Annotated in this window: 10 protein-coding genes; 5 read left to right on the forward strand and 5 right to left on the reverse strand. The window is 60.2% G+C overall.

Features of this window, described 5'->3' with window-relative positions:
• Positions 1-198 precede the first annotated feature (198 nt).
• Positions 199-1,443 carry a putative porin gene (locus ACK59H_RS21875; RefSeq protein ID WP_060479808.1) on the reverse strand — a complete coding sequence of 415 codons (1,245 nt, stop codon included), beginning with the start codon at positions 1,441-1,443 and terminating at the stop codon, positions 199-201.
• 260 nt (positions 1,444-1,703) lie between these two features.
• Between ACK59H_RS21875 and ACK59H_RS21880 the strand changes: the two genes are divergently transcribed.
• Positions 1,704-2,831 (forward strand): GNAT family N-acetyltransferase, encoded by a 1,128-nt coding sequence (locus ACK59H_RS21880; RefSeq protein ID WP_060479809.1) that lies wholly within the window; start codon positions 1,704-1,706, stop codon positions 2,829-2,831.
• 99 nt (positions 2,832-2,930) lie between these two features.
• Here the strand turns inward: ACK59H_RS21880 and ACK59H_RS21885 are convergent, their stop codons facing one another.
• The 4 genes from ACK59H_RS21885 to ACK59H_RS21900 form a co-directional block, all read right to left on the reverse strand.
• The gene (locus tag ACK59H_RS21885; RefSeq protein ID WP_060479810.1) at positions 2,931-4,763 is read right to left on the reverse strand and encodes an ABC transporter ATP-binding protein; all 1,833 of its coding nucleotides are present in this window, start codon (positions 4,761-4,763) and stop codon (positions 2,931-2,933) included.
• Between the two features lie 61 nt (positions 4,764-4,824).
• On the reverse strand, positions 4,825-5,382 hold the full coding sequence (locus ACK59H_RS21890) for a peptidylprolyl isomerase (RefSeq protein WP_060479811.1): 558 nt from the start codon (positions 5,380-5,382) through the stop codon (positions 4,825-4,827).
• On the reverse strand, positions 5,376-6,188 hold the full coding sequence (locus ACK59H_RS21895; RefSeq protein WP_060479812.1) for an alpha/beta fold hydrolase: 813 nt from the start codon (positions 6,186-6,188) through the stop codon (positions 5,376-5,378). The genes ACK59H_RS21890 and ACK59H_RS21895 overlap by 7 nt, the downstream gene beginning before the upstream one ends.
• 13 nt (positions 6,189-6,201) lie before the next feature.
• Entirely contained in the window at positions 6,202-7,125 is a 924-nt protein-coding gene (locus tag ACK59H_RS21900) for a LysR family transcriptional regulator (protein WP_060479813.1), read from the reverse strand.
• 47 nt (positions 7,126-7,172) lie between these two features.
• On the opposite strand from ACK59H_RS21900, the gene ACK59H_RS21905 reads away from it, so the two are divergent.
• From ACK59H_RS21905 to ACK59H_RS21920, 4 genes are all read left to right on the forward strand, one after another.
• A complete protein-coding gene (locus ACK59H_RS21905) occupies positions 7,173-7,487 on the forward strand; it encodes a hypothetical protein (protein WP_060479814.1) in 315 nt (104 codons plus the stop codon).
• A gap of 111 nt (positions 7,488-7,598) precedes the next feature.
• Positions 7,599-8,198: an FMN-dependent NADH-azoreductase gene (locus tag ACK59H_RS21910; RefSeq protein WP_060479815.1), complete on the forward strand. Its 600-nt coding sequence runs from the start codon at positions 7,599-7,601 to the stop codon at positions 8,196-8,198.
• 204 nt (positions 8,199-8,402) lie between these two features.
• A complete protein-coding gene (locus ACK59H_RS21915) occupies positions 8,403-9,278 on the forward strand; it encodes a carboxylate/amino acid/amine transporter (RefSeq protein WP_060479816.1) in 876 nt (291 codons plus the stop codon).
• 1 nt (position 9,279) lies between these two features.
• Positions 9,280-10,215: an AEC family transporter gene (locus ACK59H_RS21920; protein ID WP_060479817.1), complete on the forward strand. Its 936-nt coding sequence runs from the start codon at positions 9,280-9,282 to the stop codon at positions 10,213-10,215.
• The last annotated feature ends 239 nt before the right edge of the window (positions 10,216-10,454 follow it).

Consider the following 10,454-nt stretch of genomic DNA (forward strand, 5'->3'; position numbering starts at 1 on the left):
TAAAAGGCTCAAATTGAACCCCAAAAAATCCGACACCAGATCACTAGTATCGGACTTTTCGCCCCCAATCCTGGACTCAAATACTTAAGTGAACAGCATTACCGCCAAAGCGGCCCCTTTTTTGCGGGCGAAAAAAAGCGGAAAACACCGGATGGGGTCGGTATCTTCCGCTTGAGCGTGGAGCAAAGCGTATGCAGCTTAGAACTTAGCTTCCAGATCTACCTGCAGGGTGTCTACGTCAGCATTGCTGTTGGGCAGGTTGGAATAGTCGGTCTTGGCCATCAGGTAGGCTGCGCCCAGGCTGAAGTTCTTGTCGATTTCGTAACCAACCTTGAACTTGTGACCACGTGAACCGGTGAAGCCGTTGCCGAAGTCAGAGTCGGTGAACAGGCTGACCACGCCGTTGCGCTGCACGTCGCGGTAGTTGTAGTCCAGGCTCCAGGCGCCAATTTTCGACTTCAAACCGGCCAGCCAGGCGGTATCCATGCCGTCGGTGCTTTCGGTGTTCTTGACGTACTGGCCATAAGCCGACAGCGGAATGGCGAAGCCGGTGAAATCGATTTGGCCGAAGCCCTCGACCAGGTTGAATTCGTCGGTGGTGTTGCCCAGCGAGCGCAGCGCAGCCGAGGCCTTGTCATTGTCGTAGCCATAGAGGCTGGCACCGACGGTGACCTTGACGGTATCGGCGGCGTTGAATTTGGTGCCAAGTTGGGCAGCGTAAAGCTGGGCATCGTGCTTGAACTGCACGCCGTCGCCGTCGACATTGTCCTTGAGGTTGTAGTGGCCGATGCTGCCGAACACTTCAGCAGGGCCGGCATTGGTTTTGTAGGTGAGCGCAACGCCTTCAGGATTGATGTCGCTGTCCCAGATAATGTCGCCCATGCTCACCCAGGGCTGGTTCATCTTGCCGCCGATCACGTGCAGGTTCGGCACAGCGGTCGGGTGCCAGTCGAGGTAGGCCAGATCGACCCACAGCGACTTCTTCTCGAAATAGTTATCCAGGCTTTGGTTGGTCGATCGGGCATCGGCGCTGCTGCCGGTGGCCACACGCACGCCAGCGTCGACTTGCGGGTTGATCTCACTGTAGAAGCCAACGCGGGCACGAACACGCTCTCGGTCCTGGTTGCCACTGCGCGAAATAGGGTTGTCGACGTTGACGTCCTCGTAACGCAGGCGCACATCACCCTTGATCTGAGTCTTGGCGGCCCAGGCCACTTTTTGTTCGAAAGCGCTCATACGGTCGGATTGGGCTTTCTGGTCGGCCTTTTCCTTGGTCTCCTTTGCCAGGTCGCCTTGCAGCTCGTTGTACTGCGCCTGGTTGATCGAGCCATTGGCGCGGAGCATTTCGAGCAGCTTGGCGTCGACAGCTGCACTGGCCGAAGTACTCATAGCCAGCATCATGCCGGTGAGGCTCACTCCGGTAAGTGTGGAAACAAGACGCATAAGGTTCTCCCTACTGAAAATATTCGGGGAGGCTCAGCGCCCACCCCCGTGTTGGCATGTCTTCGGAAAGGGCCTGGCTAGACAGGTTCTAGGGTTCCGGAAAACAGGCGCAAGTATTGCGGGGGGGCATTACAGATTGATGTCTTATTAATGGCACTGCGGTTAAGTAAGCGAAAGCGTAGGGACAAAGGGCCGATCATCGTTTGAGCGAGGGGCCCTTGTTCGTCGATACTGATGGCCTTCAATAGCGAGTCGAACACGTGACCAGTCTCTACAGCCTTGCCCATCTGCGTGACCTGCCAGCGGCGACCTGGGATGCCTTGGTTCCGCCGGGCCATCCCTTTTTGCGCCATGGCTTTCTCAGTGCCCTGGAAGACAGCGCCAGTGTGGCGCCCAGCACTGGCTGGGCAGCCGAACACCTGGTGCTCGAGCGCGATGGGCAGGTGCAGGCGTTGCTACCGGCCTACCGCAAGTGGCACTCCTACGGCGAGTACGTGTTCGATCACGGCTGGGCCGACGCTTGCGAGCGCGCCGGCATCGCCTATTACCCCAAGCTGCTGGGGGCGGTACCGTTCAGCCCGGTCAGCGGCCCACGCCTACTGGCGCCCGACCCTGCCGATGCACTACTGGTATTGCAGGCATTACCGCAATACCTGGACAAGGCCGGGTTGTCGGGTGCGCACATCAATTTCACTGAGCCGCAGCTCGATGCACAGATGGCGGGCCAGCCGGGCTGGATGGAGCGCCTGGGCTGCCAGTTCCATTGGCGTAATCAGGGTTATCGCGACTTTCAGGATTTTCTCGACAACTTGAGCTCTCGCAAGCGCAAGCAGATGCGCAAGGAGCGTGAGCAGGTGGCGGGGCAGGGTATCGATTTTCGTTGGTACCGCGGCGATGAGCTGGCCGAGGCGCAATGGGATTTTGTCTTTCTCTGCTATGCCAATACGTACGCAGTACGCGGGCGCGCACCGTACCTGACCCGGGCGTTTTTCAGCCTGTTGGCCGAGCGCATGCCCGAAGCGGTGAGGGTGGTGATGGCGCGCCAAGGCGGACGCGATGTGGCGATGGCCTTGAGTCTGGTCGGTGGCGATAGCCTGTTCGGCCGTTATTGGGGTTGCCTGGATGAATTCGACCGCCTGCATTTTGAAACCTGCCTCTACCAGGGCATGGACTTCGCCATTGCCGAAGGCTTACAACGTTTCGATGCCGGGGCGCAGGGTGAGCACAAGCTGATCCGTGGCTTCGAGCCGGTTTTGACGCGGTCTTGGCATTACCTGCTACATCCGGGGTTGAAGCGGGCGGTAGAGGATTTTCTGCGGCAGGAGCGAGCAGGGGTGAGGGGGTATGCCGAAGAAGCCAAGCAGATGTTGCCCTACCGCAAGGGTTGAGTTCCTTGGCGCTTGGGCTAGCGCCTTCGCGGGTGAACCCGCTCCTGCACAGGGTGAACATGCAGGCGCGAGTTCCCCCGCAAAAGTGCCAGCACCGGTTCAGTCTACCCCGACAAAGCCACCGGTCTGGTGATGCCACAAGCGGGCATACAACCCCCGCTGTTGCAGCAGCTCGCTGTGGCTGCCAATCTCGACGATCCGCCCTTTGTCCAGCACCACCAGGCGGTCCATGCGAGCGATGGTCGAAAGCCGGTGAGCGATGGCGATCACCGTCTTACCTTGCATCAGGGTTTCCAGGCTTTCCTGAATGGCCGCTTCGACCTCCGAGTCCAGCGCCGAAGTAGCTTCGTCCATTATCAGAATCGGTGCATTTTTCAACAGTACCCGGGCAATCGCGATACGCTGGCGTTGACCGCCTGAAAGTTTCACACCCCGCTCGCCGACATGGGCATCGAACCCTGTGCGGCCTTGGGCGTCCGACAGCTGTGGGATGAATTCGTCGGCACGTGCCCGGCGCACGGCCTCCTGCAACGCAGCTTCACTGGCGCCGGGCCGGCCATACAGCAGGTTGTCGCGGATCGAGCGGTGCAGCAGCGAAGTGTCCTGGGTGATCATGCCGATCTGTGCACGCAGGCTGGCCTGGCTGACCTGGGCAATGTCCTGGCCGTCGATCAGGATGCGCCCACCCTGCACGTCATACAGACGAAGCAGCAGGTTGACCAAAGTCGATTTGCCGGCACCGGACGGGCCAATCAGGCCGATTTTCTCCCCCGGTCGGATGTCCAGGTTGAGCCCTTCGATCACATTGGCGGCCTTGCCGTAATGAAAGTCCACATCGTCGAAGCGCACGGCGCCACGCGTGACTTTCAGTGGCGGTGCATTGGGCTTGTCGGTGACGGTGACAGGCTGAGCGATGGTCTGCAGACCGTCCTGGACCATACCGATGTTCTCGAAGATACCGTTGACCACCCACATGATCCAGCCCGACATGTTGACGATGCGAATCACCAGCCCCGTCGCCAGAGCGATGGCACCGACGGTGATCAGCGACTGGCTCCACAGCCACAGCGCCAGGCCCGTGGTGCTCACCACCAGCAGGCCGTTGAGGGTGGTTATGACCACGTCCATGCTGGTCACCACGCGGGACGCCAATTGGGTTTTTTCGGTCTGTTCTCGGATCGCTTCGCGGGCGTACTGCTGTTCGTAGTCAGTGTGGGCAAACAGCTTGAGGGTAGCGATGTTGGTATAGCCATCGACGATGCGCCCCATCAGCTTGGAACGGGCATCGGAGGAAATCACCGAGCGCTCCTTGACCCGTGGCACGAAGTAATGAAGCGCGGCGATGTAGCCGAAGATCCACACCAGCAGCGGTAGCATCAAACGCCAGTCGGCCTCTGCGAACAGCACCAGCGAGGTGATCGCGTAGATCAGCACATGCCAAAGTGCATCCACCGCCTGCACGGCAGAATCGCGCAGCGAGTTACCAGTCTGCATGATGCGCTGGGCGATGCGCCCGGCGAAGTCGCTCTGGAAGAAGTTAAGGCTCTGTTTGAGCACATAGGTATGGTTTTGCCAGCGAATCAGGCTGGTCATGCCGGGGTTGATGGTCTGGTGTACCAGAAGGTCATGCAGCCCGAAAAACACCGGTCGCAACACAAGGATCACCACCAGCATCCAGATCAGCTCGCCGCTGTGCTCGCTGAAGAAGTTTGCATTGGGTGTGCCCTGGGCCAGGTCGATGATGCGGCTCAGGTAGCTGAACATCGCCACCTCGATCAGCGAGGCGAAAAGGCCTACCACCAGCAGCGCGAGAAAGCTCGGCCACACTTGGCGCAGGTAGTACAGGTAGAACGGCCAGACCTGGCCGGGTGGCGACTCGCTGGGCGCGTCGCGGAAAATATCGATCAGTTGCTCGAAGCGGCGGTACAGCATGGGTGACTAGACTCCTGTGCTACCCGACCCGGAAGGTTTCACGTCCCTGTGAAACCGGCAGTCAGTCGATGCGTTTGGCGGACTTGATGAACACCGGGTCGTTCGGCACATCACGCATGCCTTTCTTGACGGTGGTTGGCGAATTGACGATCTGGTCGACCACTTCCATGCCTTTGGTCACTTTGCCGAACACCGCGTAACCGGCGTCGCGGCCTGGGTTGAGGAAATCATTGTCGGCCACGTTGATGAAGAACTGGCTGGTGGCCGAATTCGGGTTGGAGGTGCGGGCCATGGCCAAGGTGCCGCGCGTGTTCTGCAGGCCGTTGCTAGCCTCGTTCTTGATTGGATCTTGGGTGTTCTTCTGCACCAATTGCTCGGTGAAACCGCCGCCCTGGACCATGAAGCCTGGGATCACGCGGTGGAAGATGGTGTTGTTGTAAAAGCCGCTATCGACATAGCTGAGGAAGTTCTTGGTGCTGACTGGCGCCTTTTCGGCGTTCAGCTCGATTACGACCTCGCCGAAGCTGGTGTCCAGCAGTACGTGCGGTGTCTTGTCGGAGGCCATCACGCCGGTGGCGAAAGCGACGGTGCAGGCGGTGAGCAGAAGTTTTTTCAGCATGGGCTCAATGATCCTTGAGAGGTGGAAGCGGCTGCGAGAAATTGCAGCAGGGTCTGGTTGAAGACCTCGGGTTGGTCAAGGGGCGTAGCGTGCCGGGAATCGTCGATGACCACCAGCCTGGCGTGAGGCATCAAAGCGACGTAACGCTCCTTCAGTTGTATCGGGGTGTAATCGTGGTCGGCCGCAACCACCAGTGTCGGACAGCGAATTTCACCGATACGTTCCTGCACCCCCCAATCGACGATGGCGTCGAAACTCTTGAGGTAGGCGTATTTGTCGTTGCGCGCCCAGCGTTGCGCCATCTTATGCCGAAGGTCCGCCTGGCCGGGTTTTGGAAATAGCCGGGCGGCCAGGCCTTGGCCGACGGTTTCGACACTGAGGATGCGCGCCAGGCTCCAGCGCTTGAGCCACCACAGCCAGTCGCTACGGGTGCGGCGTTTGACTTCGGGGGCGCTGTTGACGATACACAGGCTGCGCAGCCACTGTGGGTGATCGACCGCGAACTGGAACCCGACCATGCCGCCCATCGATAAACCCACGAAATGGACTGGGCCGGTGCGCAGGTGTTCGAGCAGCGCCAGCAGATCTGCGCTGAAAGTGGCTATTTGGTAACCGTCACGGGGCTTGTCCGACCGCCCGTGGCCGCGGATGTCCATCACGATCACCCGGTAGTGCGGGCTCAATGCCGGTATCTGCAGCTCCCAGTCCTGGCTGCTGGAGCCCAGGCCGTGCAGCAGCACCAGAGGTTCGCCCTGGCCATATTCCTGATAATGCAGCGAGCAGCCTTGATGTTCGAAATAGGCCATGGGCGCGGTCCTCTCAAGCTTGTGGGGGCGCTGCGAAGGGCACGTCCAGTGGCGCGGTATCGAAATTGCGCAGCAGGTCGATGAGAATCTGCGTGGCCGGGCCCAGGGTCTTTTCTTTGCTCGAATAAAGGTAGAACAGTGGGTGACGGCTGCCACCCTGATCCAGCGGCAGAGGCTTGAGCACGCCGTCGCGCAGTTCGCGTTCGATCATGTGCCGTGGCAGCCAGGCAAAGCCCAGGCCGCTGCTGACGAACGTGGTGGCGGTGCCCAGGCTGCCGACCGTCCAACGCTGTTCAGCACCGAGCCAGCCGACGTCGCGCGGTTGGGCGCGGCCGGAGTCGCGGATCACCACCTGCAACTGGCTTTCCAGGTCCTGGAAGGTGATTTCCCTGCCTAGGCGGTGCAGGCTGTGTTCGGGATGCGCGACGGCAACGAACTCCACCGAGCTCAGTTCGGTGCCCAGGTAGCCGCCGATGCTGTAGCTGCTGATGGCAAGGTCGGCGATGCCTTCATGCATCACTTCCTCCACACCCGACAGTACTTCTTCACGCAGGCGCACCCGGCAACCGCGGCTTTGCGGCATGAACGCGGCCAAGGCGCGCACCAGGCGAGCACTGGGGTAGGCCGCATCGACCACCAGGCGTACTTCGGCTTCCCAGCCTTGTTCCATATGGTGCGCAAGGTCTTCCAGCTGGCTGGCTTGCTTGACCAGGTGCCGTGACCGGCGCAGGAGCACGTTGCCGGCTTCGGTCAAGACCGCTTTGCGGCCATCGATGCGTAGCAGCGGCACGCCCAGTTGCTCCTGCATGCGCGCCACGGTGTAGCTGACCGAAGACTGCGAGCGGTGCAAGGCTTCGGCGGCCTGGGCAAACCCGCCATGGTCGACCACTGCCTGCAGGGTTCGCCATTGATCCAGGGTCACGCGTGGCGCTTTCATGTTTCGCTCCTGTTGGCCTAAGCTGCGCTCAAACAAGGAGAGCGCCCATGAACAAATGTTGTGTGGCAATACTGATGTGCCTGCCCTTAACTGCCGTGGCTTACCCCATTGACGTGGAAAAGTCCGTGGACGGTGTCAAGCTGGATTACACCACTTACGACACCGCCTACGATATTGGCTCAATCACGCTGAACAACTATGGGCAAGTGCCGGCCGCCTGCAAGGTCACCTTCCGCAATGGGCCAGAAGCGCCCAGGGTGCGCAGGGTCAACGTGGCGGCGGGTAAAAGCGTCGATGTGACGGCCAATTTCAATCGGCAGATCATCAAGCTGCGCATCGCGCTGGACTGCAAAGCGCAATAAAACTGATTAATCGATGGATTAAACCCACTTTTTACGCTTTTTTATCGATAGGTCAAGCCTTAATCTCACCTCCATCGAATCGCACCCCTTTCTGCCGATGGAGGCAACCCCATGTCCCGCGTACTGATCATCGAAAGCAGCGCCCGCCAGCAAGATTCCGTTTCCCGCCAGCTGACCCGTGATTTCATCCAGCAGTGGCAGGCGGCGCATCCGGCCGACACGATCAGCGTACGTGACCTTGCCGTGAACCCGGTGCCTCACCTGGATGCCGATCTGCTCGGTGGCTGGATGAAACCTGAAGACCAGCGCAGCGCTGGCGAACTTCAGGCCCTGGCCCGCTCCAACGAGCTGACCGATGAAGTGCTGGCGGCCGACGTACTGGTGTTGGCTGCACCGATGTACAACTTCACCATCCCCAGCACCCTGAAAGCCTGGCTAGACCATGTGCTGCGCGCAGGCATTACGTTCAAGTACACCCCCACAGGCCCGCAAGGCTTGCTCACCGGCAAGCGCGCCATCGTACTGACCGCCCGCGGCGGCATCCACGCCGGCGCCGCCAGTGACCATCAGGAACCTTACCTGCGCCAGGTCATGGGGTTCATTGGTATCCATGATGTCGATTTCGTACACGCCGAGGGGCTGAACATGAGCGGCGAGTTCCACGAAAAAGGTCTGAATCAGGCCAAGGCCAAGCTGGCCGCTGTGGCCTGAGGTTCACCGAATTCCCAACCCTGACACCTGTTTTTGCTCCTTTGGGTGTACCTGCCCGGCCTGATGGCCGGGCTTTTTTTGTCCGGGACTTTACGGTTACCTGTACCGGCGGTTTCGCGGGTGAACGCGCCCCCACATTCCCCATGGTTGAACTCACTTGCCGCAACCCGTTAAGGTCGCCGCCTTGATTCACGAGAGACAATCATGGGCTACCTGATAATCGTCGCGCTGATCCAGGCGTTTTCCTTCAGCCTGATCGGCGAGTACCTGGCCGGGCACGTCGATAGCTATTTCGCGGTGCTGGCGCGGGTTGTACTGGCAGGCTTGGTGTTCCTGCCTTTGACCCGCTGGCGCAAAGTCGAACCGCGTTTCCTGCGTTCAATGCTGCTTATCGGCGCGCTGCAATACGGCATCACTTATGTGTGCCTGTACTTGAGCTTCCGGGTGCTGAGCGTGCCGGAGGTACTGCTGTTCACCATTCTCACACCCTTGCACGTGACGCTGATCGAAGACGCACTTAACCGGCGCTTCAATCCGTGGGCGCTGCTGGCGGCCATGGTGGCCGTGGCAGGGGCCGGGATAATCCGCTTCGACAACATCAGCGGTGATTTCTTCATTGGCTTCTTGTTGCTGCAACTGGCCAACTTCACCTATGCCGCAGGCCAGGTGCTGTACCGTCACTTGGTCGCTCGCAACCCTAGCGACCTGCCGCATTACAAGCGTTTCGGCTACTTCTACCTAGGCGCGCTGCTGGTGGCTTTGCCGGCGTTCGTGCTGTTCGGTAATGCCCAGCACCTGCCGAGCACCGATGTGCAATGGCTGGTACTGCTGTTCCTCGGCCTGTGCCCGACGGCCTTGGGCCTTTACTGGTGGAACAAGGGCGCGTGCCTGGTTTCCGGCGCTACGCTGGCGGTGATGAACAACCTGCATGTGCCGGTGGGGCTGCTCTTGAACCTGCTGATCTGGAACCGTGACGAGCCGCTAGGGCGCTTGTTCCTGGGGGGCGCGATCATTCTTGCCTCGGTATGGCTCAGCCGCCTGGGTAATCGCGCGCAGGCGCCGGTGACCGAAAAGGGCTGACATGCATACGATTTTGGTCATCGTCGCACCGATCTTTGCCCTGATCCTGGTCGGCTTCATTTGCCGCAAGGGCAACAAGCTGGGCGAGAAGGCTGCAGCCGAGATCAACAAGATGGTGGTGTGGCTGTGCCTGCCTGCGTTGCTGTTCAAGGTTACGGCCACGGCGACCTGGAGCGAGATCTGGCAACCGGGGTTCATCGTCGCATTCGGCGGCGGTGCCGTGGCCATGTTCATCGTGACCCTGGCCTGGCGGCTTTACCGCGGCCATGGGCTCGTGGCGGCGAGTATCGACGGGCTCAGCGCCGGATACGCCAACACCGGCTACATCGGTATTCCTTTATGCCTGTTGCTGTTCGGCCAGCCAGGGCTGCAGCCTGCGCTGATTTCCTCGCTGATCGTGGTCTGTCTGGTGTTCGCGCTTTCCCTGATGTTGATCGAGATCGGTCTGCAACAAGAACGGCGGATTGGCCGTGCGATGCTATTGGTGAGCAAGGCGCTGGCGAAGAACCCGTTGGTGATCGCACCGCTGGGGGGTGCCGTTTGGGCCATGAGCGGGCTGGGCTTGGCCGAACCGGTAATGCATTTTCTCGACATGCTGGCATTGGCCACCACGCCTTGCGCGTTGATCTCGTTGGGGGCGTTTCTGGCAGAGAAACGCCCTGAGACCACAGCCGGCCCGTGGCCACTGGTGGGCCTGAAACTGATCGGCCAGCCGGCGCTGACCTGGGTGCTGGCGTTCAAAGTGTTCAGCCTGCCCGCCATGTGGGCGGCTTCGGCGGTATTGCTCGCCGCGCTACCGACGGGCACAGGCCCGTTCATGCTGGCCGAGTACTACGGCCGCGAGGCGGGGCTGATTTCGCGCACTATTCTGTGGTCGACCGTGGTGTCGTTGGCGAGCTTGACCGGCTTGTTGTACCTGTTGGGGTATGCGGGGTAGCTGAGGGCCTCTGGGCGGGTCGAACCCGCTCCTGCGGTCATCCATAGGTGCAGGTAAGCTTCGACTGACTGCCAAACAGCCCCGATGGCCTCAAACCTCGCTCAGGTCTTCCAAGCGCTGGGAAATCGGCTCTTGCCCAACCTGTAAGTCGACTGTGGGTGGGTATTCGCGAGTCGAAGAATTTGGATTATGGACGAGCATTCAATTTTAAAGGAACCAGTATGACATCGAGTCTACAT

This window comes from Pseudomonas sp. KCJK9000 (assembly GCF_046230725.1).
GTDB classification, from domain to species: domain Bacteria; phylum Pseudomonadota; class Gammaproteobacteria; order Pseudomonadales; family Pseudomonadaceae; genus Aquipseudomonas; species Aquipseudomonas promysalinigenes.